This is a genomic window from Mesorhizobium sp. L-2-11 (assembly GCF_016756595.1).
Taxonomy (GTDB): domain Bacteria; phylum Pseudomonadota; class Alphaproteobacteria; order Rhizobiales; family Rhizobiaceae; genus Mesorhizobium.
In genome coordinates this window covers 2,573,210-2,598,395 of sequence record NZ_AP023257.1, presented here as the reverse complement: position 1 = coordinate 2,598,395, position 25,186 = coordinate 2,573,210, and the positions used below count along the sequence as shown (strand labels likewise).

The following is a 25,186-nucleotide window of genomic DNA, read 5'->3' as shown; positions in this document are numbered from 1 at the left end:
TGTTCGGGATGGTGCCATAGCAGCCAATGGACATCGTGGCACAGCACAAATACCATCGGCAGAGACTGCCCTAAGGCATCATCTAAATGGCCGACGAACGCGCCAAACGCCGCCTTGCCGCCATCGCCGTCGCCGACGTCGTCGGCTACTCGCGCCTCATGGAGGCCGACGAGACGGGAACGCTGGCGGCGCTGAGGGAACGGCGGAAGACCGTCCTGGAGCCGATTGTGCGGGACCATGAGGGGCGCATTGTCAAGGTCATGGGCGACGGCGCGCTGGTGGAGTTCGCCAGTGCGGTCAATGCAGTTAAGGCGGCGCTGGAATTGCAGGAGAAAATGGCCGAGGCCAACACGCTTTTGAGTGAGGATAGACGCATCGTTCTGCGTATCGGCATCAATCTTGGCGACATCATTGGCGAGGGATCCGATGTCTACGGCGAAGGCGTCAACATAGCCGCGCGGCTGGAGGCGCTAGCGGAGCCGGGCGGGATCTGCGTTTCGGCAAAAGTGCGCGATGAGACCCATGGCCGACTCGAGCTTGCTTTCGAAGACATGGGTGAGCAACAGTTGAAGAACATCGCCAATCCTGTGCGTGTATTTAGGGTTGCGACTTGTGCGGTATCTTCTGCAGCCGTCGGTCCCTCGTTGTCCCTTCCCGACAAACCTTCCATTGCCGTCCTGCCGTTCACCAACATGAGCGGCGATCCTGAACAGCAGTATTTTTCCGACGGCATCACCGAGGATATCATCACCGAACTGTCGCGCTCGCGTTCGCTGTTCGTCATTGCCCGGAACTCGTCGTTTCAATATCGCGACAAAGGCGTCGATGTGCGCCGGGTCGCGCGCGATCTTGGCGTTCGCTACGTCGTCGAGGGCAGCGTCCGCAAGATGGGCAGCCGGATTCGCATTACGGCGCAGCTGATCGACGCCGTTCCAGGCAACCATCTGTGGAGCGAGCGTTTCGATCGCGGCATCGAAGAGCTTTTCGACGTTCAGGACGAGTTGACACAGACCATCGTCGCCACTGTGGCTGGCCGTCTGGAGGACGCCGAAATCAGGATGGCCGCAAACAAGCGGACCGACAGCCTACCGGCCTATGACTGCCTGCTGCGCGGTATCCAGCATTTGCGCGGCTATGGTCCGGACGATAACCATCTCGCTCGCGAATTGTTCGAGCAGGCCGTTGCTCTCGATCCGCGATATGCGCTGGCCCATGCCTACTTGGCCCTAGCGCTGCTGGTCGAGAACCATTATGGCGGCGCGTCCGATTCCATCAAACAACGTGCATTGGACATTGCCACGGCTGCAGTCCGATTGGACCCGCGCGACAGCCGATGTCACACGTTCCTCGGACAGGTCTACCGATTTCGTGACGAGTACGATCTGGCAGATCGCATCTCGAGCGCGGTGTGGCGCTCAACCCCAACGACGCCATCGGCATTGTTCATTTGGCCGGAGTGCTGGGCGTCTCCGGTCGTGCCGAAGAAGGCATCGAACTCCTCCACCGGGCCATCAGGCTCGATCCCTATTTGAACTTTTTTTGGGGCACTCTTGCCCTATGCCTGTATGCGTTAAGGCGTTACGAAGAGGCCTTGGTGGCGAGCCAGAACATCGGGCCCACCAAGTCTCCGTGGCAGATGGCGCGCGAAGCAGCCTGCCTGGCACAGCTTGGACGTCTCGACGAAGCTCGCGCCAAGGCTGCCGAAGTGCTCCGGCGCAAGCCGGGTTTCAGCGTGCGGGCGGAGATGCCGCACTACAGATATCCGGCCGATGCGGAGCACCTGCGCAAAGGCTTGCTGAAGGCAGGTCTTCCCGAATGAGGTGAACGTCCGCCTTGCGTCGCCTCCAGTCGCAGCGTGAACAGCCGCTATTGAGAAACCCTGGAATGACTGGTTGTGGCGCTGCCTGCGCGTTCCGATCGGCGACACGGAAGGCAGAAAACCACCCGAGTCAGTCCTTCGACGCCTATTTCGTGGTTTCTGCGGCTCAGGTGTTCGAACCAACGGGACGCGCCATAACCTGTCATTCGCGGCGCTTCTCCAAACCTGCCCTTCGTGCAACGGCCCAAGCCGACCCCAAGCGGAAGTTTCGCTCGCCATCGGCTGAACTCACGCCCATGACCCTGAGCTGCCCTTCATGAGGATGTTTCGCTCCCTGATAGCTGACATTCACAGCAAGCAGCACTATTGACTCAACGAAGATCCTTCACGTCTTAATTGGCTTTCGCAAAAAATTTAGCCAGCTACCGACAATACGGGCTAAGGTCTCAGCGAAATGGATGGCCGGGCCTTTGAAGACAAAGAAACTGGGGAAGCGAGCGCGCCGTGGTAAGCCCATCGCACAGGTTGCCGCTTTGCCTTATCGCCGCACCGCAGACGGAGACGCTGAAATCTTGCTGCTAACGTCTCGGCAAACGGGCCGCTTCATCTTGCCCAAGGGGTGGCCGATGAAGGGTCGACCAGACCGCGAGGCTGCAGCTCAAGAGGCGGGTGAGGAAGCCGGAGTATTGGGCGCTTTGCATGAGCAAGCCGTTGGCAGCTTCCATTATTGGAAGCGATTGAAGGACATGTTTGTCCCGATAACCGTTAAAGTATACCCGCTTCACGTGCAGCAGGAGCTGGATGAATGGAAGGAGCAGAAGTATCGAAGACGGGCCTGGCTTAAGCCGGATCAAGCAGCACTCCTGGTCGATGAACCTGAGTTGGCTGCCCTACTAGAATCCATAGCGCCTGAACTGGCTCATTTCTGAACGCTACAGGATAAAACCTGCTCAATTGGTTTCGTGCGCTTCTGCCTCGCGAGGACAAGTTCTTCGACCTGTTCGAGCGGCATTCCCGCATCCTCGTCGCCGGCGCCGAGGCGCTGCAGAAGCTGCTCGATGGCGGCGAGAACGTCGAGCGCCATTGCCGTGAGCTCGTCGAGCTCGAGGACCAGGCCGACGTGGTCACCCGCGAGGTGCTGCTCGCCGTGCGCAAGAGCTTCATCACCCCTTTTGACCGTGGCGACATCAAGGACCTGATCCAGTCGATGGATGACGCCATCGACATGATGCACAAGGTGGTCAAGATGGTGAGGCTGTTTGAGCAAACGAGCTTCGAGCCGCGTATGCGCGAGATGGGCGCCGTCATCGTCGAGGCCGCACATCTGACCGCCGAGGCGATCTCGCTGCTGGAAAAAGTCGGTGCCAACGTCACACGGCTCGGCGCCCTTGCCGAGGAGATCACCAAGATCGAGGAGCGCGCCGACGGGCTGCACGACGCAGGCCTGAAGGAACTGTTCCAGAGGCACGGCAGGACCGACGCCATGGCGTGGATCGTCGGCAGCGAGCTCTATGGCCAGCTGGAAAAGGTGGTCGACCGCTTCGAAGACGTCGCCAACGAGATCAGCGGCATCGTGATCGAGAACGTTTGAGCGGATGGACCCCACTCTCGCCTTTCCGCTTCTCGTCGGCCTTATCGGCGTCGCTCTATTCTTCGATTTCCTGAACGGCCTGCATGACGCCGCGAACTCCATCGCCACCATTGTCTCGACGCGTGTGCTGCGCCCGCAATATGCGGTCTTCTGGGCTGCCTTCTTCAATTTTATAGCCTTCATGTTCTTCGGTCTCCACGTCGCCGAGACCATCGGCAGGGGCATCGTCAGCGCCGATATCGTGACGCCGCAGGTCGTGTTCGCGGCGCTCGTCGGCGCAATCGCCTGGAACATCATCACCTGGCTCTACGGCATACCCTCATCGAGTTCGCATGCGCTGATCGGCGGGCTGGTCGGCGGGGCTGTCGCCAAGGCGGGAAGCGTCGCCATCGTCTGGTCGGGGCTGCTGAAGACGGTCGCGGCCATCGTGCTGTCGCCGCTCACCGGCTTCGTGCTGGCTCTGGTGCTGATACTCACCGTCTCCTGGATTTTCGTGCGCCAGACGCCGTTCGCGGTCGACAATACCTTCCGCACCCTGCAATTCGTCTCAGCCTCGCTCTATTCGCTCGGCCATGGCGGCAATGATGCGCAGAAAACGATGGGCATCATCGCGGTGCTGCTCTACTCGCAGGGCATGCTCGGGGGCGAGTTCTACGTGCCCTTCTGGGTGGTGATCACCTGCCAGGCAATGCTGGCGCTAGGCACGCTGTTTGGCGGCTGGCGCATCGTCCACACGATGGGCTCGAAGATCACCCGGCTCAATCCGATGCAGGGTTTCTGCGCAGAGACCGGCGGCGCGATCACGCTGTTCGGCGCGACCTGGCTCGGCATCCCGGTCTCCACCACGCACACCATCACCGGCGCGATCGTCGGCGTCGGCGCGGCACGGCGCATCTCTGCCGTCCGCTGGGGCATAGCCGGCTCGATCGTGATCGCCTGGGTCATCACCATGCCCTCTACGGCGCTGATTGATGCTTGCTGTTATGGAATCGTGGCACTCTTCAGCTAATGCAGAGCCCGGAAGTTTGACTGACGATCGCGAAGGTCGACTGCTGCCGTTGCGCGAAGATCAGCTTTGGAGAGGCGGCCAGAATGTCGCGAAATGGCGCTCGTTGCGCGTTCCAATGAACGAGACGTACGACAGGAAACCACCCCAGCCAGTCTTTCGATGCTCGATTCCGGCGTTTTGCGAGTCAGGTATTTGAACCAGCGGGACGCGCCATTTCGCGACATTCATGGCCCTTCTCAAAAAGCTGCCCTTCGCGCAACGGCTCGAGTCGACCCCTTTGTGGACGTTTCCAACCCGCGTTAGTCTGTCTCCACATGAAGACGCCCATCACAAAAGACGACCTCGAAAAGGCGAGAAACGACCTTCTCGCGACCGCACTTGGTTGCTTCAAGGCAGACCCCGATGTTCTAGGTATCTTCCTGGGCGGGTCGATGGCAGCCAGGAGCGCCGATGCCTATTCCGATATTGACCTGCGCATCGTCGTAATGCCCGAGCGGCACTCGCGCTTCGTGCGGCAGCGTCGCCAAATGCCAAAGCAGTGGCCGGGCTTCCTCTTCAACGAATGGATTCCGAACGCGCAGCACTGTGTGTCGCATTTTCAGCCGTTCGGGAAGATTGACATATTCTACTACAATGCGGCCGCGCTGACGCCCTCGCCGTGGTATCGGCTGCCGATCAAGATCTTCCACGACCCCAAGGGCATCGTTGCCGATCTTGTGCAGCGATCGCAAGGATTGCACTTCACGGTTGGCGAAGACGATGTAGACTTTTCAATCAGCAAAGGGTTGGCGGCAGCCCATGAGACGTATCGGCGGGCAATGCCGGTGAGCTATTCTACGCGCAGACGCTCCTTGACGAACTGCGCCACCACGTGATGCAGGCCGACGACTGGCTGCATGATCGAACCCCTGAAACGGCTGTCATGGCAAAGTTCGACAGGCGGGCGAGTGGCGATGTTCTCACTGCCCTCAGGTCTTCTTACTGTCCATGCGAGGGCGATGCCATCTTGGCGGCCTTACGCTCGCTCCTGCAACTCTATCGGAACCAGGTGCTGGCACTGCATGCGAAGTTCCAGCTTTCCCGGCCTATCGAAAACGACCTCGCAGCCTTGGAAGCAATCGAGTAGCTGCGTCTGATTCCCACCCGACCCGGCCCTTTGACGCTCCCATCGGCAGGTGAGCAGCTTACGCGCGCATTGCCTCGACAGCGCCATTTCCCGACGTTGGCAGTCAGCGTCGCGGGTGTCGCGATCCGACCCATAGCCGTCACTCGCAAGACCCTTCTGCGGCAGTGCCAATGGCTTTTCCAGCCTACAAAGGTATATTGCTCGAAACTGGCGGGGTGGTGTGATGTCGACCATACTTGTGACTGGGGCAACAGGTGGGATCGGGCAAGCAATTTGCGAACGCCTTGCGGCCAGTGGCACTCGGCTGATGCTAGCGGCCCGTAATCAGGTACGACTTGAGTCGCTGGTTTCGAGCCTGCCTGCACCAGACGAGGGTTCGCATAAAGCTATACCGGTTGATATGGCATCCGATGCCGCATTGGTCGAGTTTGATCGACACCTTGCCACCTCCGGCCTCAAGCTTGATGGGGTGGTTCTTATGCCGCCCCAACCGCATTCGTCCGCTGACCCTATGCCCGAGCCAGAGGTCTGGCGAACGCTGTTTCAGACAAGCTTCGTTGGGCCGTTGTCCCTGTTGAAGTCGGCAATCGCTCGGATGGAACCGGCCCCTGAAGCAGGTCGTCGCTGCAAGGTCGTAATCATTTCCGGCATTTCTTCGGCTCAGGTTCTTAGCCACTACGCCACCGCCAACGTCATCCGCACCGCTTGGCTTGGAGAAGCGAAGACGCTTGCCTTTGCGCTGGGCGAAAGAGGTATTCATGTGAACACTCTTTCACTCGGCGGCACGCTGTCGCCCTGGTATCGGGATGCAATTGGCAAGCGTGCGCTAGAGGCCGGCGTGACCTTTGAACAAAGGATTGCGGTCGAGACCGAGAATATCCCGCTCAAAAAGTATGGGACGCCGTCTGAAGTTGCCGTCGTCGTCGAGAGCTTGTTGTCGCCCCTCACTGATCACATGACAGGTTTGAACATTCTACACGATGGCGGCTTCACTCGGGCATATTGAGGACGCCCTGAGCGCGATTGCGGGCTGAACCTTCCATCTTGTCCGTGGTTGCCATTGCTGACGTTGAGCGCAACGGAGCTGAAGGTCGTTTTTGGGTCAAAGCGGTGAGTTCCGCAGAAGGTCCGCTAACTGGGGAGAAAACTTGGTCCTGAAGTGTCCGACTAGGGTCAGATCGCGTCATGCGACGCTCGCAATTGAACGACCGCAGAGGGATCAGATCGCGTCATGCCTGCGTTCCTCAGAGCGTCGCCAGCCGCGAATTTGTCAGGGTCTTTCCATAAGCTTGACGCAGCGTCCGCTTCTCCTCCAGCGCAACGATGACACTCATGGCAAAATCCGTCTTGTACATGACGGCGAGCCGTGTCAGCCCGCCTGGCGTGAAGACGTTGATCTCCAGAAGTTTGTCCCCGACGATGTCGAGCCCAACCAGAAACATGCCGTCGCTGATTAACTTGGGGCGCACCATCTCGGCAATGCCCAACATCGTGCCCGTTACCTTGACCTTGCGGGCTGTTCCGGCGGCATGGATATTGGACCGGACGTCGCCCTTGGCTGGAACGCGGCGAAAGGCTGCGTAATTGCCGTCGCGCGCCAGCGGCAGGCCGTTCATCAGGAAAAGACGCACGTCACCAGCCTTGGCCTCCGGAATGTAGACCTGCGCGATGAGATAGCCGGCGCCGCTGGCCGCTTCGAAAATCTGGTTGAGGTTGGAATCGGTAGGCTTTGCGATATGGAATACGTTCTTGCCACCCGACCCTTGCAGCGGTTTGACGATGCAGCCCTTCGCGTGTTTGTCGATAAATGCGCGGATCTCGGTGATATTGCGCGATATCAGGGTAGCCGGCCTGACCGCCTCGGGAAAAGATTGAAGGTAGAGCTTGCTCTGTGCCTGCCCCAGGCCGTCCGGATCGTTGACGACGATCACGCCGCGTTCCGCTGCGAGCCGCCCGAACATAATGCCTGCGTTAGCGGCCCATGGTCGATCGGTGGCGTCCAGCGACGGGTCGTTACGCAGAAACACAATGTCGATATCGCTTATCGCGAAGGTCTTTTTCTGCTTCGCGGCATCCTTCAGGGCAGCATGCAGCTTGTCGGGCGTCTTGTAGGAAGCATCCGGCAGAACCGCGACGCTGATAGCCAGACCGTCATCCGGACGCAGTATGAAGTCGCCTGGTTCAACATAGACAACAGAATGGCCGCGCTGGACCGCAGCCAGCGCCAACGCTGTTGTCGTATAGCCAGGTGTCTCGCTCTCAATGGAATTGACAAAGAACGCAATGCGCATTGAGGAGACCCCGCTCAAGCTTCAACCATATCGATCGGATCGATTCCCGCCATCGCTTTCTTGAGGCGTGGACGGGCCGAGTCGGAAGAGAGAAACGCAGGTTCGAGGCGCGGCGCGCGCAGCAGGCCGCGCGCGTTGAGTTCCTGGATCGGGCCAAAATGCGCGGCAGAAATCTTGCCGATCCAGAAGGGAGTGAGGCTGCCGCCATTCTTGAGATGATCGAGGATCTGCGCCAGGCCGCGCAGATAGATGGCATCCTTTGCGAGGCCACCGCCTCGATAGACACGCAGAACGACGTTGAAGGCGCTGTGATCGTCGAGGCCGAAATCCCTGTGGAGAATGCGGAAGGCTTCCTCGAACGTTGCGGCGTCGAGCATCGCCTGACACGCGATAACCCTGGCCGCGATCAGCCTCAAGCGTGCTGCGGTCATGCCGCCGACCAGATATTCCGCCAGCACGGCCAGTCCCTCCTGCATGCCCTCGTAGCCGGCGAGCCCGTTGCGGAAGATGGCGAGCCCCTGCGCATCACCGTTGAAATAGGTCAGCAGATGAACACCGATCTCGTGACTGAGCAGCGCAGTCAGACGCTCCGATGGAAGGTTGGTATCGCGCGAAACCAGCAGTCGGTTTCGCGAGACCAGGAGGCCGGCCGGCAGGTCGCCGCGGATCTCCACGGAAGCATCGAAATCGGGGTAGGCGGCCCGGTATCCGGCGATCATGTCTCGCGCGGCCGCGGCAACGGCGTCAGCATCAAGGCCCTTCTGCCGGGCCGCTGAAGCAACTCGCGGTAGCCTTTCGAGAATGGTGCATGCCCTCGCCGCCAGGCTCGGCTCGACGCTGCCATAGAGCGCGCGACCGAGTTCGACGAAGCGGGGCGTTTCGCGTGCCGCGAGCATCGACAGCTGGAGATCGAGTTCCTGCTGCTTTTCGGAGAGCAGCTTGGTCAGGAGCGGATCTTCCAGGTGATCGAGCGAGACCGAATAGAGCGTCCGCTTCTGGGCGGCGACCTCGAACTCGAGTGGCCTGTAGAGCAGCGCGGGCACACGCTCGAAGCCGCCTGCCCGGAATTCAAGCCAGGCCGGTTCGGCATTGATCGGTGTGACAGCAAGCAGGAAGTCGAACGCCGACGCGACGTTGTCGATCGCCCGATCAGCGCGCACGACGGCGTCGATATAGGCGCGCCGCCCCAGTGACCGATGGGTTGCCGGCTGTTCCAGCCTTGACGCCTTCAGGAAGGCGCTGACGGCCTGAAGTGCGGAATCGACCATGTTGGCGACGATGAGGTCGTGGAGTTCAGGGTAGACGCGCTTGGTGCCCGGCACCCGGTAGATCGGTGCGAAGCGTACCGTCAGGCACGCCGCATCACCGAGATCATCCAGCAGCCGTGCTTCGGCGCGTGTCGTTGGGTTGAGTTCTTCGACGCGGGGCGTGCGGTATTTTGCTTCGCGTGCGGACGCAGCGGTGGCGAAGCACTTCAGTGCCGCCTTCTCCGCCGCCGTGTCGCCGCAGGCCAGCGCAATCTCGAAGGGCGGCAGGAACGGAACATCCTCGGTCAGGAACCGGTCTTCGGCCAACTCGCCGATGTCCAGCATGAGGACGGCGCCGCAGTGATCGCGCAGCCTTCGCACCACCAGCCGCGCGGCCTCGCGGGCGAGGCCGATGTCGGCCGCGATCAGATAGGACGCGTTGGCGGAGACGGCATGGAATGCCGCATCCTGATGCGACCCAACATGGACACACAGAAAGGGCAGCGGCCGATCCATGTGCAAACGGTTGCCATTGCCGAAATCGCAGCGGATTGGCTTGCCGTCCCGCAAAAGCGCGTCCAGGTCCGATTCGATTTGCGCCAACGGCGCCGCGGGCTCAACGAGCTTGGGCTTCATCGCATGGCCCGCAGCGCCGACTCCAGGACGAGCACCGTAGACGCCAGCATGGCGCGCAGCCGCTCGATTGTTCCCCAGTCGGGTTCGCCACTCCATTCGTCCATGAAAATCTTCTTGAACTCGACGGCGATGGCACAGCCGGTTTCTGGAAAATTGGCATGGACGAAACGGGTCTGTTCGCCCTTGCCCTGGAAGGACACATTCTCGCGCACGTCGATCGGCTCGCCGTTGAGGCGCTGGCCGCGAAGCGTCTCGATGAAAGCATCGACGACCGGCGCCCAGCGCTCGCGGTCCATGGAAGACGTACCAATGTTGATGTCGGGCGCGACGTCGCGAGACGTAGGCATGGCCTCCGGCCCCCCGCGCCGGTGATTGTAGCTATGGACGTCGACAAGAACGAACTTGCCATAGCGCTTCTCGATATCGGCGAGGACACGGTTCAGCTCACGGTAGAAGGCATCGTGAAAGGAAAGAGACTCTTTTACGATGTCCTCATCCAACTGCCCTCGCCAGACCTTCAGACCCCAGGACTGATCCGGCGACCGGTAGACCGAGGCGTCGCGCGCGCGGTTCAGATCTCCCTGGAAGCGCGATCGATGAACGACGATCTGGGTCGGAAAATCGGCGATGAAGCGCTCGGTGAACGGGTCCTCTTCTCGACGCCGGTCAGGATCGGAGAGACACATGGCCGATCGACAAGCCCCGCCTACGTCGGTGCCGCTGTGGATAGCTGTACCGACTACAGGAGATTCTCCGAGCTTGATTGTCCAGCCTGCCGGTGATCCGCCCGGATCGTTGTTGGAAATCATCCTGTTCATAGTCCATCGAATGCGCGGAGAGTACGGACGGTTCCGACTCATCGAACAAGCGATCGTTAGCTCCGCCCTGAATCAGCAGGCTGCGCCCCGCTGCGGCCAGCCGATCTCCCCCCTTGCGGGGGGAGATTGCGCTTTCACATCGTCCCGACCCCATCTCCTACTTGAAGGACAAGGTGCGGCCAGCCGATCTCCCTAGTTTCGCGAGGGCGAAGAACCCACGCTTATTGCGTGTCGGCATGGGCCCTGAGTTCTGCCCGCTTCTCGTCCGACACAATGGCAAGGTCGAGAACCTTCTGCAATTCGGCCGCGTGGCGGAACGACGGCTCGGCCTGGACGCGGTTGCGCACCGCATCGACAAAGCGCTGGTAGTTGGTCGGCACCGTTCCGGCATCGAGAACCTGCCATTTTGCGTCCTCGATGTCCTCGCCCATGCACGCTTTCAGCTCCGAGCTCTTCAGGTTGTGCACGACCTCGATACCACCCTTGTCGCCATAGATGCGCAGCCGCAATTCGTTTAGATGACCGGTTGCCCAGCGGCTGGCATGAACGACGCCGAATGCGCCGTTGCTGAAATCCAGCGCCATGGTGAAACTGTCGTTGGCATCGAGTTCGTACTCGCCGATCCGGTTGCCGGGCGCCTTGTCGAAGGACCTGAGGCGGCAGAACACATGATCGATGTCGAGCGCCGCGCCATAGCTGGCGAAATCGAGGATATGGATGCCGACATCGCCCAGCACGCCATTGGAGCCATGGCCGCGTGACAGCCGCCACAGCCATTTCGGATCAGTGCGCCAGTCGCCCCAGAATTTGGAAACCAGCCAGCTCTGCAGATAGGACGCTTCGACGTGCCTGACCGTGCCGATGTCGCCGGCAAGCACCATGGCGCGCGCCTGCTGCAGCGGCGCGACGTTGCGATAGGTCAGGTTGACCATGTTGATGATGCCGGCTTGCTCGGCGGCATCGGCCATTTCACTGGCCCGTTGGTAATTTTCGGCCAGCGGTTTTTCGCACAGCACCGGCTTGCCCGCCGCGATCAGCATCATGGTGGTGGGATGGTGGATGCGGTCTGGCGTCACGTTAGCCACCGCGTCGAACTTGTCCCATGCGAGCGCGTCTTCCAGCGACGCGAAGCGGTTGGGGATTGCGTAGCTGTCCGAAAACTTGTCGACACGCGCGCGGTCGAGATCGACGGCGCCGACCAGTTCGACGCCTTCGATCCTGCTGAACTGCCTGGCATGCTCTTCCGCCATCCAGCCGGTGCCGAGTATCAAAAGACGCATGATTCTTATCCTTAGGATGAGAGCTTATCTGCTTGTTCGATCATGGATTTTTTAGAACCGAAGCTTCGCGACAGCGGTCTAGCGAAACCCGGCTTCGCCCGCGGCATGGAGTTTTGCACCGCGCTCGACGATCGGCTCGAGCGCCTTTTCCACCGGCACGTTCGGCGCATCGAGGATGGCTGGATGTGCGCCCTGGGGGTTGTGCGCCCATTTCACCGCATTGCGCAGCACCTTTTGGACATTCGCGTCGTGATAGGTCGGATAGGTCTCGTGACCTGGCCTGAAATAGAAGATGTTGCCGGCGCCGCGGCGCCAGGTCAGCCCCGACCGGAACACTTCGCCGCCCTGGAACCAGGAGATGAACACCGTTTCCAGCGGTTCCGGCACGGCGAACTGCTCGCCATACATCTCCTCGTTCTCGAGCTCGAAATACTCGCCTATCCCGGCAGCGATCGGGTGGTTGGGGCTCGTCACCCAGAGCCGCTCGCGCTCGCCGGCCTCGCGCCATTTCAGCGTGCAGGGCGTGCCCATCAGCTGCTTGAAGATCTTCGAGAAATGGCCGGAATGAAGCACGATCAGCCCCATGCCTTGCCAGACGCGGCGCGCCACGCGCTCGACGACTTCGTCGGCGACGGCGCCATGGTCCTTGTGTCCCCACCACACGAGCACATCGGTTTGCGCCAAACGGTCGGCCGACAGGCCATGCTCCGGTTGCTCAAGCGTCGCCCACGATACGGAAATTTCGGGGTCGACCTTCAGCGCGCCGGCGATCGTTGCGTGCATGCCCTCGGGGTAGATCCCAGCCACCACGTCATTGGTCCGCTCATGGATATTCTCGCCCCAAACGACAGCGCGTATCGTCATGACATCCTCTCGATCGGTTGAAGCCGCCGCCCCGGTCCGGTCAGTCATAGTATCCTCGGCCGGGAATGGAAACGGTTTCGAGGCTGGCTGCTGACAATTGGGTGGAATTCCGGCGAGGTCGCCGAGACAGCGCCCCGCTCTGTCCGGCAGGACAAAGGGGGGCGCGAAAGATCGCTACAGAACGGCTTTTCTATGCTGCAGATGGTCAGGCGCGCCCTTCCGATGCCACCTGCATCAGCGACTTTGCTAGCTGCGCACGACGAGGCGTTTGATCTTGCCCTTCTTGAAGGCGGCGAGAAAGCGGGCATAGTCCTTGAAGACGACACAGCCATTCGACTCGGCGCGGCCGCCGCGCAGCAGATAGGTGTGCGCAAGAAAGCCGTCGCGGCCATATTTGTTTTTGCCGTCGATGGGAGTGAGACGCAGCGCCTCGACGCCATGGAAGCGCGATTCGCGCAGCCTCAGATCGTAGGTGTGGGGCGGGGTCGGGCCGCCATTCTTGCGATTGACGTAGCGCGGCTGGTCGACCATCGAGCCCAGTCCCGAGTGCGCCTCGAGCCGCGAGCCGTCCGGCATATAGACGGTTTTCGCCGAGATGTCGTAGACGGCGACGCCGTTGCCGGGCTTGCTGAACAGGTTGCCGAAGACCCCGCCGCCGCCGGCCGGGCTGTCGGGCTTGGCATAGGCCAGCATGTCCTGGGCCTTCGACCGCTTGGCCGGTTTGTTTTGCGAGCCCTGGCTGGCCTGCAGGCTTGGCACGGCCGTGGTCGACGAACTCCTCGGCGATAGGGTCCTTTGCGTCGGCTCGACCGAAGGGACCTCGCCGGTCTTCGGTGCGTCGGCCTTGGCTGTCCGGGCTGCCTGGGTCCTGGAAGGCTTGATCGATGGGACCTTGGGCGCTTGAACATTCGGCGCTTCGGCTGGCCGATCGATTTCCGCCTGCGGGCGCCAGGTCGGCAGCGGAATGCTGTCGGGCATCTCGTCTTGCGGCGGCAGCGAGGTCAATTGGACCTCAGCCTGTTGCGGCTCCTGCGGAGCAGGAGACTCGCTCGCCGCAATGGCTGGCGGCAGCACGTCGATCATCGCTTCCGGCAATGCAAGCGCCAGCGCCAGACGGGAGGATCGTTCGATTTCCGCAATCTCGGGCCCGAAGCGCACGGACGCGGGACCATGGTGATCGGCCAGACGCACCGGTTCCGCAAAGTGCTGGCCGCCCGTCGGCAGACTGACGACCGCAAACGGCGCGACCCCATCCGAGGCGTGGGCAAAGGCAGCAGCAATCTTTTGCGGCGATAGCGCCGCTTTCGCCACCACGCTGTCGAAGCGCGATTGCGGTGAGATTTCGGCGACAAGCCGCGCAGTATCCGGCCGCGCTGATGGCTTGAGACGCGCTACCTTGCCTTCATGCACGAAGCTCGCAGCGGCCTGCGCGCAGCCGGCATTGCATCGGCTGAGCAGCGACGCCTGGCGCTGCCGGCTTGCCAGTGACGGCGCCCACGAACTGGCCCGTGGATTGGCCCGTGAATCGACAAATGTGTGTCGGGGATCGGCGAGCGCCATGGAGCGCGGCGCGAGCAGGTTTTGCGGAAGACTGTTGGAGGCGGCGGTGAGCGAAGTTCCCACCGAATGGAGGCCGGCCACGGTCGCAGCCGACCACAGAGCGATCGCAGCGCCAGCAACGGGAATCGCGACCCAGCGCAGGCCTGGCCTCATCCCGGGCCTCATCGAAGTCAATCCACTATCAGGATTGTCACCCCGGTTATTCAAACGCATCAACGCCATACAACCAAACCTCAATCGGCCTTGCGGCATGCGGGCTCGCAGCCGTCACAATCACAGTCGCCTGGTGCCCCCCGGCACGCTTCACGTCTGTTGCCGATTGAATCAAAAGATGGACAAACTTGGTTAACCAATCCCTCTACCGATCGCCGATTAGGCGAAGGTCTATGTCAAAAAAGGCTCCCTCCAAAACGATGAGAATAGCGGAAATGCCCTCCATGCCAGGCTTTGCTGCCCGTTTTTGCAGGCCGAGTCAACAAAGCGAAAGAACTAGACCGTGCCTTGGGCGGCGTCAGCTAAAGGTTGACACCCGCCAGCGCATGACCCGAAACGAGGCCCGCGTCCTCCGTTGGAGGCGCGGGCTTGTCATGCCTGCGCAGCCTATGCGGCGCGCTGCGCTTCCGCCGGCCGCAAATTCTGGTTCATGCGGAACAGGTTCAGCGGATCATATCGCTGCTTGATTTCCAACAGCCGCCGATAGTTGCCGCCATAGGCCGCTTCGACCCTGTCGACCTCGTCCCCGGGCATGAAGTTCACATAGGCCGTGCCGGCGGCATAGGGCTTGGCTGCTTCAAAGAGACCCCGCGCCCAGTCGATGCAGGCGCGGTCCATTTCCGGTTCACGCCAGCGGGCGTGGACATTCATGACGTAGTGCGCGCTGCGCTGCGGAAACGCCGTTGCATCCGCTGTCACCCGGCCCGCGGCACCGCCGACATGGGCGAAGAATATCTCGCATTCCGGCCCCGGAAGCCCGGGTATCGCGGCCGTGACGACCTCGATGGCGCTGTCGGAAAGCTCGGTGAAGTCATGGCTCTTCCAGTAGTTGCGGGCGCCGGACGTCAGCAACGGATCAAATGCCTGCTCCCAGCCGGTGAACGGGTTGGCGCCGACCACGTCTGCAATCGGTGTGCCGATGGCGCGAAGCCTCTGTGTCGCCTTCTCACCCTCCTGAAGGTCGCCGCAATAGCACATGGCCAGGACCAGCACCTCCTTGCCATGCCATTCGGCCGGCAGGAACGGCAGCGGCGGCGCCTGCCGCATGACCACCCAGCAGGTCAGCTCATTGGGCGCTGCTTCGAGCGCCGCTCGGTATTCCCGCAACACGTTTTCGGCATCGGCGAAGGGATGAACGACGAGCCCCGACAGCACCTGCGGACCGACTTGATGGAGCTTGAACTCGAAAGCCGTGACGATGCCGAAATTGCCGCCGCCACCGCGCAGCGCCCAGAACAGGTCCGGGTTTTCGGTTTGGCTGGCGCGCAGCAGCTTGCCGTCTGCAGTAACCACATCGGCGCAGAGAAGATTGTCGATGGTCAGGCCGAATTTCCGCGTGATCCAGCCGAAGCCGCCGCCCAGGGTCAGGCCCGAAATGCCGGTGGTCGAGTTGATGCCGGTCGGCACCGCCAGTCTGAAGGCCTGTGTCTCCGCGTCGACGTCGGCGAGTGTCGCGCCAGGTTCCACCCATGCCCGCCGCGTCGCCGGATCGACCCGCACCGACTTCATCGCCGACAGATCGATCATCAGACCGCCGTCGCAGACGGCGCTGCCGGCGATGTTGTGGCCGCCGCCGCGAACCGCGACAAGCAGCCTGTTTTCCCTGGCGAAATTGACGGCGGCGATAACGTCGGCGGCACCGGCGCAGCGCACGATCAGCCCGGGCCGCCGGTCGATCATGGCGTTCCAGATGCTGCGTGCCTCGTCATAGGCGGCGTCGCCTTCCCTTAGCACGGTGCCGCGCAATTGTACCGAAAGCGCCTCCAGGGCCGCGGCATCGACCGTCTTCTTGCCGCCTTCAAGCGTGGTGAGGCTCATGCTGTCCATGGCTTTCCTCCCGATGTTTTTGAGCCGTTTTCCCTCCACCCGTTTCCAAGTCTGCCTTTATATTAGAAGTCGCGCAAGTTCATGATCGCTCCCTGGCCGGCATTGCACAACCCGTATAACGGTCAGCTCTTATTGAGATAAAAAGCCCCGCCGGCAGGCCAAGCGGGATAGGGTCGACGTAGGACGATCTCACCGGTCCGATCGAGGAACTGCGCAGCGGTCCACGGAGTTAGGCGTATGAGCAACCAATGCAGAGGAGAGCTCTGATGGCACCACGCAGAAAACTCGACGTTTCGCCCGAAGGCCCGACCATCGAAAAGCAGGATTGGGACGCGATCAAGGGCAGTAAAATTCTACCGGACAGCGTGCCGGGAAACGGCGACATCCGTTACGACCTCGATAAGGAGGCTGAACTGCCCGAGGAAGACGACGACAATCCGTACCAGGAGAGCGACGAGGCGTTGCCGGACGACGAAGAGGAACGCGCCCTCTCGCGCAACCCCTCGAAGCAGGATATCGACGAGCCGTGAACGGGGCCGATCTGGAGCGACCAGAGCTGCCAATCTCCCCCCAAGTGGCAGGGCTGTCCGGGGAAAGTTTTGAGTGAATCGAAATGCCACATGTGCATGCCCCGTAAAACGGGGTTTGTCCGTCTTTTCTCTGGTTGTCGAGACTCAGAAAAGGAACGGGGCATGCGCTTTGCACCTAGCATCTTCGGGCAGCTTCTTGAACCCATCGATCGGCGTCAATTCCAAGCAATTGTGGATCGCCACGACGGGGATGCGTACGACAAATCGTTCAGAAGCTGGGATCATCTGGTGGCGCTGATCTATGCCCAGTTCTGCGGCAGCAGCAGCTTGCGTGGCCTGGAAGCCGGCTGGAACGCCAACAGCCAGCATCATTATCACCTGGGCAGCGGTCCGTTGATGCGTTCGACCTTGTCGGATGCCAACAGACGGCGTCCGGTCGCCATCTTTGCCGAGGCGTTCGGTCTGGTGGCGAACCTGCTCGACAGGCAAATGCGGCGCGAGGGCGAAGCGATGCTGCGGCTGATCGACTCGACCCCCATTCCGCTCGGCAAACTGTGCGATTGGGCCAAGTCGAACGGGCGCATCCGCGGCATGAAGGTGCATGTCGTCTATGACCCGAAGACCGACTGTCCGCGCATCCTCGACATCACCGACGCCAACGTCAACGACGCCCAGGTCGGTCGCCAGATCACGATCGAAGCTGGAGCGACCTACGTGTTCGACAAGGGCTACTGCCATTATGGCTGGTGGACGGCGATCGCCGAAGCCGGATCGATCTTCGTGACGCGGCCCAAATCCAACATGAGGCTGGCGCTGCTGCGTGATCGCCCTATAGCCGAGCCGCAGGGCGACGGCTTCCTGGTTGTGGAAGACAGTGAGGTAAGCCTGGTCAGCAAGGCTGCTTGCAAGCTGCCGATGCGGCTGCGTCGCCTGCGCGTTCAGCGCGAAACGGGCGACACCATCACGCTTTTGACCAACGATCTGGAGCGCTCCGCCGTCGAGATTGGACGGCTCTACAAAGGCCGCTGGCACATCGAGCTTCTGTTCCGATGGATCAAGCAGCACCTCAAGATCCGCAAGTTCCTCGGCAACAACGGCAATGCAATCCGCCTGCAACTCTTTGCCGCAATGATCGCCTTTGCGCTGCTGCGCATTGTCGCGCGCACCCGCCGCGTCACTATTCCTATCTTGAGGTTCACAGAACTGGTCGCTCAATACTTGTTCGGGCGGCGGAAACTGCACACCATCGACAAGCCGCCACCGATCAATCCAAGCCGACCAAGAGACCGAGCCGCTCCCAATCAGATGGCCTTCAATATATGAATAACTTTCCCCGGACAGCCCTGCCCAAGTGGGGGGAGATGCCAAGTTTTGACAAAGAGGGGCAGGACCGAGGGGGGCGCGAAGGATCACTACAGATCAGCATTTATCCTGAGCCGTTGCATTCTTCGGTTGGCGTAACGGCATGGATCCCAGGGTTTCCGCGACGTCGCTTCGCTCCTGCTCCGCGCTGGGATGACGAAGTGGAGGGGTTTCGGCCAATCCTGGAGGTTTGCGATTGCCACTGAGATTCGCTGCTGAAAGCGCTGTGGACCTTCGCTGCCCGGCCGGTCGGGCAGCCAAATCTCCAACGCTGGCGATTGGCATAAACCACCACGACTTCGTCATCCTAGGGCGAAGCAAGGAGCGAAGCGACGCGGCGCAGACCCTGGGATCCATACCGTTACACCAGCCGAAGAATGCAACGGCAGAACGGCGCTTCCATCGCAACGGTGCTCGGCCGGCTATGCCATTAGAAGCGCGACGGCGCTCGTTCGCTGCTTCGCCAGCATTGCTGCTGGATTGCCATCGGCCCCGACCCGTCGATCACAATTTTTGTCTGACGGAACAACTCCAAAAAAAGCTCGTTGGATAATCATCGCAACCAGCGACGCAACTCCAATGGAGAGCCACCATGATGAAGAAAATTCTTTCGGCAACCGTACTCAGTATCGCACTCGCCACTTCGGCGATGGCGCAATCGAACGGCACAGGATCCGGCACCAGCGATCCGGGAGCGGGGACTGGGACTGGGACTGGGACCGGCACCGGAACCACAACCGGCACGAATAATCCAACTCCTGCCGATCCGAACGTAACCGGGTCAACAGACACTGGCACCGACGGCATGGATGATCGGTGCAAGGAAATCGCAGGCGCCGATGCGAATACCAACTCCGCCAGTGGCACTGCAACTTCGGACATGGAGAATTGCCCCAAGTGAGTTAGCCCTTTCGAGGTCGCTAGTGCCCTTGGTGCGCATGAACGCGTCGCCCCACCCGTCAGACAAAGCCGGGAACCGGCTTTGTCTTGCCGCTCAGTTGCGCGCCTAAGGTTAGCGCCTGCGGGAAGTTCCGGACAATCGCCGCCATCAAGGCGGCGCTGCCGGGACTAAGGGCAATCCCGGCAAGTGCGGCGGCGGCGTAGACCCGTGTTGAAAACAGACTTTTCCAAGCCGCTTCGTAACGTCTGCCTGCCGTCTCGCGCCCCGCACGGCCGCCTGGCGCGCATAAGAGTTCGCAAGCCAGCAGCCAGCCGGACTGAAGCGCCATCGAAATGCCCTCGGCGATGACCGGATGGGACTCGCCGGCTGCGTTGCCGACGCGAAAGATGCCGCGTTCGTAGCAGGAGCGAATTCCCGGCCGGATCGGACCTGCGGCAAGCCACGGCCCGTCGGCCTCAGCTGACTCCAGCGCATCCCTCACTCCGCGACATGATTCCATCAGATGACGGGAGACCGCCTCGGCGGCCGATAAATGGCTCTGGTGGCGGGGATGTTTGCGCAACTGTGCGAGCATGTCGCGCCGAATGCAGCACGAGATCGACAGCCGGCCATGATCCGCCCAAACCATGCCGCCATAACCGCCAGGAAATACCAGCAGGGGCATCAAATCAGGTGCCAGGGACGACCCGGTGAAATGCGCCTTAAAGCCGAACAGGTCCGAACGGCGGTTGGTCTTTCCGACCTGGCTGGGTAGCGGTCCTGGCTCCCAGGAGCCGTGCGCGGCGACAATCACCGGCGCGCGCAACATCGTCGTTTCGTTTCCGGCTTGAATTCGCACCAATTGCGCCTCGCCATCCGGGTCGATGGCGACGGCGCGGCAAGGCTGAAAGATTTCGACGCCCGCCGATCGCGCCGCCTGCAAAAGCAGACAGTCGAAAATATCCCGGCCGAGCGCGCGGCCGAAACCGTCTTTTTTCGCGCGGCGCCCATCTTTTGCTTGAAGCGCACCCTTTGCATGAGGCATGGGCGCCTCGGCGCAGGTCTCGCCGGAAAACAAGCCGACACGGCGGATTTCGGGGCCGGCATTGGCACGCCAGGCATCGGCGATCTCCAACTGGTCCAGAAGCGCAAGATTGCTTGCCGATATATATTCGCCGCAGACCTTGCGGCGCGGGAACACACTCTTTTCCACAATAGCCACGGCCCATCCGCGCCGGGCCAGCGTCAGCGCGACGGACGTGCCCGCCGGGCCGGCGCCTATGACGATCGCGTCATGGGTCGACAATCGCGTCATAGGTCATGACCGGCGCGGGCGCCGACGAAAATGTGGGAAAAAAGGCCGGCGCGCCGTTCCTCGACCGGTTTGCCGTTTGCCGCGAGCCAGAGACCGGAAAGCTCGTTGTCACGAAAGCCGGCACGCACACTTTGAGCCGCGTCGTTTCGCGTGACGTCATTGGCGCCGATTGCCGGGAGAAGACGGGTCGCGGCCAGCGTCAGTTTCGTCCGCAACGGCTCTGTCGCCAACAGGAACGGGGCCATCGGCGCCATCAGCGCAAACAGGCGCACGAGCTCGGCATCGTCGAAATGATGCAGAAACAGATTGACGGTGATCGCGTCGAACCGCGTGCCCTCATTGTTTCTCGCCCAGTCGAAGACATCGGCGGTGACGGCTTCGACCGTCCATCCCAGCCTGTCGAAATCACCACGCAATTGCGTGGTGATGAGGTCGATGCGGTCGAGCATCACCAGGTCGACCCCAGGCCAATGCCCGGCCATGCGTCGTGCTACCGCCAGCATGAATGAGCCGTCGCCGGCGCCGATCTCCAGAATCCGGCGCGGCGGCCCTGGCACAAATTTCTGCAGCAGCGACGCCATGATCCTGGCCTGCAACATCAGCGCGTTGATGCGACGGAGGTCGCGACGCGCCGCAAGCGCTCGTGGATCGTCGGCCGCAAGTCCATCGAGGATTTCCGGCGCAAGCTGGCGGTGCTCCAGGCTGCTCATGACCCCGTTCGGAAAAGCATGGTTTCGGCCGCCAGCCCGGGTCCGAACGACATGCCGCAGCCAAGCATGCCTGGTGGCGCCTTCAACATCTCTTTCATCACGAACATGACGGTCGCGGACGACATGTTTCCATATCGGCGCAACACCTCGCGCGATGGCTCCAGCGCGGTGGGCGCGAGTTCCAGGGCCCGTTCGACGGCGTCGAGCACCGAACGTCCCCCCGGGTGCACGGCCCAGAGGTCGATCGCCTCGGTCGGCCGACCGCCGAGGATGGCGTGGTGATTGCTCCGCAACGCTTCATGGATTGCTGCCGGGACCTGGCCGGAAAGAACCATTTCGAAGCCGTGGTCACTAATGCTCCAGCTCATCAGATCCCGCCGCTCGTCCGCCACGATGCCGTAAAAGCTTTCGAGCTCGATGCCGTGCGGCTCGGCGGTGATGAGCGCAGCCGCACAGCCATCGCCCCAGAGGCAGAACGACAGCAGCTTTTCCAGTTCGCTGGTTTCCCGCAGATGCATCGTGCAGAGTTCGATATTGACCAGCAGGACCCTGGCCTGCGGGTCGGAGCGGACGATGTGGCGGGCAAGCTTGAGGCCGTTGATCGCCGCGTAGCAGCCCATGAAACCGATCATCGTGCGTTCGACCCTGTCCGGCAGGCCGCATCGCGCAACCAGCTCCAGGTCGATACCTGGCGCTGAAAAACCGGTGCAGGTGGTGACGATGAGATGGGTGATGCAAGAAGCGCCGCCGCCAAGCGCCAATCCGTCGACGCCTTTTTGCGCCAGAACAGGTGCGGCATCACAGAACATTGCCATTCTCTCGGCCGTTCCAGGAAAGGCGCCCCGGATGAACCTCCCGTCAAGATCTGCTGATGGTCCTTCGGGGTCGCCGGCAGGTGCAAAGCAGGAATAGCGGTGCTCGATGCCGGCAACGTCAACCATGCGTTTGAAAATTCTTCGGCGATCGGCCGCAAGCATTGAGGCCGCGAATTGCAGATAGAATTGATGAACCTCGTGCTCCGGCACCGCTGTCGCGATCCGGTTAATAAACGCTTTGGCCGGCATATTCGGTCTCCTCGGCGTCGCGCACGGTATTTTTCAGGACCACCGCCGGAGGTTTTTTGGTCATCGGCACCAGGTGTCGGGCAGCAGGCATTGAGTGTTGTTGATGAACGTTTCTGAGAACTGATTTCATCCCACCTGTGCTGTTGCCAGGCGATGCTGCGGTTCGCCGGTATTAGGAACATAGGCTCCATTACCGAGGTGTCCACCGAAGTGCCCGCGCTTCGGGCCGCGGCGCCATTGCTTCCGGCCCTCGGTAGGCGTGGTATTTCTCTGAGCGATGGGAACATTAGCGCATACTAACGATTGTAGGGTGACAGCGAATATCTCCCGGATGTTGGCTGCCGGACCGGGGGCCCCGGTCGGCCCGCGCTCCTCCAGAGGCGCGGGCCTTCGATTGACGTTGCGGTGGCTTTTCTTCATTCTCCTGTTGCTGCCTGCTCCGAGATTCAGCAATGAAGCGCAGTCTCGCTTTCGGTGTGATTGTGATCGCCGTCTTCGGCGTGCCAGGCGGCGCCGCACTTTTGATTGCCGGCCAGCCCAGAGTTTCGCAAGACGCGATCCAGACGTCGGTTACCCGCACCGCTGAATTGATCGACAGCGCCTGGAAGCTGCCCGTGGCTGCCACATTCAATGCCGACGCTGCCCCTCATCCGCCTGCCGGCACCTTCTCCCAGTAAAACGGGAGAAGTCCGATGGGCGTAGCCCTTGGCGCGTCTTCTGCAACGAAATCATCGAAGAGCGTCCTTCTCCCCGTCACTATACAGTCACTATACGGGGAGAAGTGCCCGGCAGGGCGATGAGGGGCAGCGCCGACGACCTGAAGCGATTGCCCTGCTTCAATCGACCAGCACGGCGACCATGGCGGTGCAGTCGCCCGCCTTGACCAGTCCGGGGAAATGCCGCGCTGCCAGCATGCCGCCCATCCTTGCCCTGATCTCCTGAGGTGCGGCACCGGTGCGGCCGATCGAGTGGATGCGCGCCAGGACCTGGCCCTCTTCGACAGGCTCGCCGAGATCGATCATGGTTTCGATCATCCCGTCGTCCTCGGCGAAGGAGAAGCAATCGCCCGACGGCATGTCCAGCCAGCGGGTCGGCTGCATCTCGACCGCACCGGCGACGATGCCGGCATGGCGCAGCACGTTGAGCACGCCGCGCCGGGCGATCCGCACCGTCTCTGCGCGGGCAGTCCCACCGCCGCCGAGCTCCGTGGTGATGAACAGCTTGCCCATCTCTTCGGCGGCAGTGTCGAACATGCCGACCGCATCGATCTCCAGCATCTTCATCGACCACGGCGCCGAGAACGCTTCCACCGCGGCAAAACCCTTCGCCTCCAACTCCTTGTCGGGGCGGATATGGGCGGCACAGAACGGCACGAAGTCGAGCGTCTTGCCGCCGGAATGGAAGTCGAGCGCGATGTCTGTGCGGGGGAGCAACTCACGTTGAAAATAATCGGCGATCTTCTCGGTCACCGTGCCGTCGGGCTTGCCGGGAAAGCTGCGGTTCAAATTGCCCTTGTCGATCGGCGAGGTGCGGGTGCCGGCGCGGAACGCCGGATAGTTCATCGCCGGCACGATGATCACCGTGCCGCTGACTTGCTTGGGATCGAGCGTGCGGGCGAGATCGTAGAGCGCCAGCGGCCCCTCATATTCGTCGCCATGATTGCCGCCGGTGAGCAATGCGCTCGGCCCTCTGCCGTTGCGGATCACGCAGATCGGGATCATCACCGATCCCCAGGCCGAATCGTCACGGCTGTAAGGCAGCCGCAGGAAGCCGTGCTGCACGCCGTCGCGGTCGAAATCGACGGTCGGCGTGATCGGTGATGGGCGAAGGCTGGACATCGGGCTCAATTCTTAACCACCAGCTTGCGTGGCACATTGGCCAGGCACTCGACCCCGGTCTCGGTGATCAGGATGGATTCGGTGATTTCGAGCCCCATCGTCTCCAGCCACAGGCCGGTCATGAAATGGAAGGTCATGCCGGGCTTCAGCTCGGTGCGGTCGCCGGGGCGCAGGCTCATCGTGCGCTCGCCCCAATCCGGCGGATAGGAAAGCCCGATCGGATAACCGGTGCGGTTGTCCTTGACGATGCCGTAACGCTTCAGCACCGCGAAGAAGGCATTGGCGATGTCTTCGCATGTATTGCCAGGCTTCGCAGCGGCCAGCCCCGCCTCCATGCCTTCCAGCGTCGCCTTTTCGGCATCGAGGAATTCCTGCGTCGGTTTACCAAGGAACACAGTCCGCGAAAGCGGACAATGGTAGCGGTTGTAGCAGCCGGCGATCTCGAAGAAGGTGCCCTCGCCCGATTTCATCGGCCGGTCGTCCCAGGTCAGATGCGGCGCCGACGCATCGGCGCCCGACGGCAGCAGCGGCACGATCGCCGGGTAGTCGCCGCCAATCTTTCCCTCCGGCCCGTCGACGCCGCGCGTGCCGGCATCATAGATCTCGGCGACCAGATCGCATTTGCGCATGCCGACTTCGATCTTGTCGACGATGCGCTGGTGCATCGCTTCGACGATGCGGGCGGCCTTGCGCATGTAATCGATTTCGGTCGGGCTCTTCACTGCGCGCTGCCAGTTGACGAGTGCCGTGGCGTCGACGAAGCGGGCATTTGGCAGATGTTTCTGCAGCGATGTGAAGGCAGCGGCCGAGAACCAGTAATTGTCCATCTCGACGCCGATGCTGAGCTTGCCCCAGCCGCGGTCGGCCAGCACCTGCGAGAGAAAATCCATCGGGTGGCGTTCGGTCGACTGCACATAATGGTCGGCATAGCCAACGATGTTGTCGTGCGCGAGATAGGCGGTGCGCTTGGCGCCGTTGGCGTCCTGGCCGCGCCCATACCACACCGGTTCGCCCGACGGCGGCACGATGACGGCCTGGTGCACATAGAACGACCAGCCGTCATAGCCGGTCAGCCAGGCCATATTGGACGGGTCGCTGACAACGAGCAGATCGACGCCCTTGGCCTCCATGGCCTTCCGGGTCTTGGCGAGGCGATCCGCATATTCGCCGCGCGAGAATTTCAAATTGGGCTGCATTGTTCTTGGT

General features: G+C 61.6%; 23 protein-coding genes. 11 read left to right on the top strand and 12 right to left on the bottom strand.

Features of this window, described 5'->3' with window-relative positions; all coding sequences use genetic code 11:
- The first annotated feature begins 86 nt into the window (after nt 1-86).
- The 7 genes from JG739_RS12410 (at nt 87) to JG739_RS12385 (ending at nt 6,551) form a co-directional block, all read left to right on the top strand.
- Nucleotides 87-1,532 carry an adenylate/guanylate cyclase domain-containing protein gene (locus JG739_RS12410; protein ID WP_244749844.1) on the top strand — a complete coding sequence of 482 codons (1,446 nt, stop codon included), beginning with the start codon at nt 87-89 and terminating at the stop codon, nt 1,530-1,532.
- 62 nt (nt 1,533-1,594) lie between these two features.
- Nucleotides 1,595-1,819 carry a hypothetical protein gene (locus JG739_RS35310; RefSeq protein ID WP_244749842.1) on the top strand — a complete coding sequence of 75 codons (225 nt, stop codon included), beginning with the start codon at nt 1,595-1,597 and terminating at the stop codon, nt 1,817-1,819.
- A 470-nt stretch (nt 1,820-2,289) separates the two neighbouring features.
- Nucleotides 2,290-2,748, top strand: coding sequence for an NUDIX hydrolase (locus tag JG739_RS12405; protein WP_342216453.1), 459 nt, complete (start codon nt 2,290-2,292; stop codon nt 2,746-2,748).
- Nucleotides 2,749-2,765: 17 nt separating this feature from the next.
- Complete coding sequence (locus tag JG739_RS12400) at nt 2,766-3,410, top strand: DUF47 domain-containing protein (RefSeq protein ID WP_202367439.1); 645 nt, start codon at nt 2,766-2,768, stop codon at nt 3,408-3,410.
- A gap of 4 nt (nt 3,411-3,414) precedes the next feature.
- Complete coding sequence (locus JG739_RS12395; protein ID WP_202366704.1) at nt 3,415-4,419, top strand: inorganic phosphate transporter; 1,005 nt, start codon at nt 3,415-3,417, stop codon at nt 4,417-4,419.
- 314 nt (nt 4,420-4,733) lie between these two features.
- Nucleotides 4,734-5,294: a nucleotidyltransferase domain-containing protein gene (locus JG739_RS12390; RefSeq protein WP_244749840.1), complete on the top strand. Its 561-nt coding sequence runs from the start codon at nt 4,734-4,736 to the stop codon at nt 5,292-5,294.
- A 474-nt stretch (nt 5,295-5,768) separates the two neighbouring features.
- Nucleotides 5,769-6,551, top strand: coding sequence for an SDR family oxidoreductase (locus tag JG739_RS12385; protein WP_202366703.1), 783 nt, complete (start codon nt 5,769-5,771; stop codon nt 6,549-6,551).
- Between the two features lie 238 nt (nt 6,552-6,789).
- Here the strand turns inward: JG739_RS12385 and JG739_RS12380 are convergent, their stop codons facing one another.
- The 7 genes from JG739_RS12380 to JG739_RS12350 all read right to left on the bottom strand — a co-directional run bounded on the left by JG739_RS12380 (nt 6,790) and on the right by JG739_RS12350 (nt 16,281).
- On the bottom strand, nt 6,790-7,836 hold the full coding sequence (locus tag JG739_RS12380; RefSeq protein ID WP_202366702.1) for a glutathione synthetase: 1,047 nt from the start codon (nt 7,834-7,836) through the stop codon (nt 6,790-6,792).
- A 14-nt stretch (nt 7,837-7,850) separates the two neighbouring features.
- Entirely contained in the window at nt 7,851-9,719 is a 1,869-nt protein-coding gene (locus tag JG739_RS12375) for a flavohemoglobin expression-modulating QEGLA motif protein (protein ID WP_202366701.1), read from the bottom strand.
- On the bottom strand, nt 9,716-10,528 hold the full coding sequence (locus tag JG739_RS12370) for an N-formylglutamate amidohydrolase (RefSeq protein WP_202366700.1): 813 nt from the start codon (nt 10,526-10,528) through the stop codon (nt 9,716-9,718). The genes JG739_RS12375 and JG739_RS12370 overlap by 4 nt, the downstream gene beginning before the upstream one ends.
- 230 nt (nt 10,529-10,758) lie before the next feature.
- Nucleotides 10,759-11,817 carry a Gfo/Idh/MocA family protein gene (locus JG739_RS12365; protein ID WP_202366699.1) on the bottom strand — a complete coding sequence of 353 codons (1,059 nt, stop codon included), beginning with the start codon at nt 11,815-11,817 and terminating at the stop codon, nt 10,759-10,761.
- A 78-nt stretch (nt 11,818-11,895) separates the two neighbouring features.
- On the bottom strand, nt 11,896-12,681 hold the full coding sequence (locus JG739_RS12360) for a ThuA domain-containing protein (protein ID WP_202366698.1): 786 nt from the start codon (nt 12,679-12,681) through the stop codon (nt 11,896-11,898).
- 246 nt (nt 12,682-12,927) lie between these two features.
- Nucleotides 12,928-14,394, bottom strand: coding sequence for a tlde1 domain-containing protein (locus tag JG739_RS12355; RefSeq protein ID WP_202366697.1), 1,467 nt, complete (start codon nt 14,392-14,394; stop codon nt 12,928-12,930).
- Nucleotides 14,395-14,841: 447 nt separating this feature from the next.
- A complete protein-coding gene (locus JG739_RS12350) occupies nt 14,842-16,281 on the bottom strand; it encodes an FAD-binding oxidoreductase (protein ID WP_202366696.1) in 1,440 nt (479 codons plus the stop codon).
- 266 nt (nt 16,282-16,547) lie between these two features.
- Here JG739_RS12350 and JG739_RS12345 point away from each other — a divergent pair, with 266 nt between their 5' ends.
- The 3 genes from JG739_RS12345 to JG739_RS12335 all read left to right on the top strand — a co-directional run bounded on the left by JG739_RS12345 (nt 16,548) and on the right by JG739_RS12335 (nt 19,074).
- Nucleotides 16,548-16,811 (top strand): hypothetical protein, encoded by a 264-nt coding sequence (locus JG739_RS12345; protein WP_202366695.1) that lies wholly within the window; start codon nt 16,548-16,550, stop codon nt 16,809-16,811.
- Between the two features lie 162 nt (nt 16,812-16,973).
- Complete coding sequence (locus tag JG739_RS12340) at nt 16,974-18,134, top strand: IS4 family transposase (RefSeq protein ID WP_202366694.1); 1,161 nt, start codon at nt 16,974-16,976, stop codon at nt 18,132-18,134.
- A gap of 631 nt (nt 18,135-18,765) precedes the next feature.
- Nucleotides 18,766-19,074, top strand: coding sequence for a hypothetical protein (locus JG739_RS12335; protein ID WP_202366693.1), 309 nt, complete (start codon nt 18,766-18,768; stop codon nt 19,072-19,074).
- A 58-nt stretch (nt 19,075-19,132) separates the two neighbouring features.
- Here the strand turns inward: JG739_RS12335 and JG739_RS12330 are convergent, their stop codons facing one another.
- The 3 genes from JG739_RS12330 to JG739_RS12320 are packed head-to-tail and all read right to left on the bottom strand — an operon-like array spanning nt 19,133 to nt 22,142.
- Nucleotides 19,133-20,368 carry an NAD(P)/FAD-dependent oxidoreductase gene (locus JG739_RS12330; protein ID WP_202366692.1) on the bottom strand — a complete coding sequence of 412 codons (1,236 nt, stop codon included), beginning with the start codon at nt 20,366-20,368 and terminating at the stop codon, nt 19,133-19,135.
- On the bottom strand, nt 20,365-21,078 hold the full coding sequence (locus JG739_RS12325; RefSeq protein ID WP_202366691.1) for a methyltransferase domain-containing protein: 714 nt from the start codon (nt 21,076-21,078) through the stop codon (nt 20,365-20,367). Before JG739_RS12325 ends, JG739_RS12330 begins: the two co-directional genes overlap by 4 nt.
- On the bottom strand, nt 21,075-22,142 hold the full coding sequence (locus JG739_RS12320) for a type III polyketide synthase (RefSeq protein WP_202366690.1): 1,068 nt from the start codon (nt 22,140-22,142) through the stop codon (nt 21,075-21,077). The genes JG739_RS12325 and JG739_RS12320 overlap by 4 nt, the downstream gene beginning before the upstream one ends.
- A gap of 452 nt (nt 22,143-22,594) precedes the next feature.
- Here JG739_RS12320 and JG739_RS12315 point away from each other — a divergent pair, with 452 nt between their 5' ends.
- Nucleotides 22,595-22,819, top strand: a complete 225-nt coding sequence (locus tag JG739_RS12315; RefSeq protein WP_202366689.1) for a hypothetical protein — start codon at nt 22,595-22,597, stop codon at nt 22,817-22,819.
- Nucleotides 22,820-22,978: 159 nt separating this feature from the next.
- Here the strand turns inward: JG739_RS12315 and doeB are convergent, their stop codons facing one another.
- Nucleotides 22,979-23,980: a N(2)-acetyl-L-2,4-diaminobutanoate deacetylase DoeB gene (gene doeB, locus JG739_RS12310; protein ID WP_202366688.1), complete on the bottom strand. Its 1,002-nt coding sequence runs from the start codon at nt 23,978-23,980 to the stop codon at nt 22,979-22,981.
- 5 nt (nt 23,981-23,985) lie between these two features.
- Nucleotides 23,986-25,176: an ectoine hydrolase DoeA gene (gene doeA, locus JG739_RS12305; protein WP_202366687.1), complete on the bottom strand. Its 1,191-nt coding sequence runs from the start codon at nt 25,174-25,176 to the stop codon at nt 23,986-23,988.
- Between the last annotated feature and the right edge of the window lie 10 nt (nt 25,177-25,186).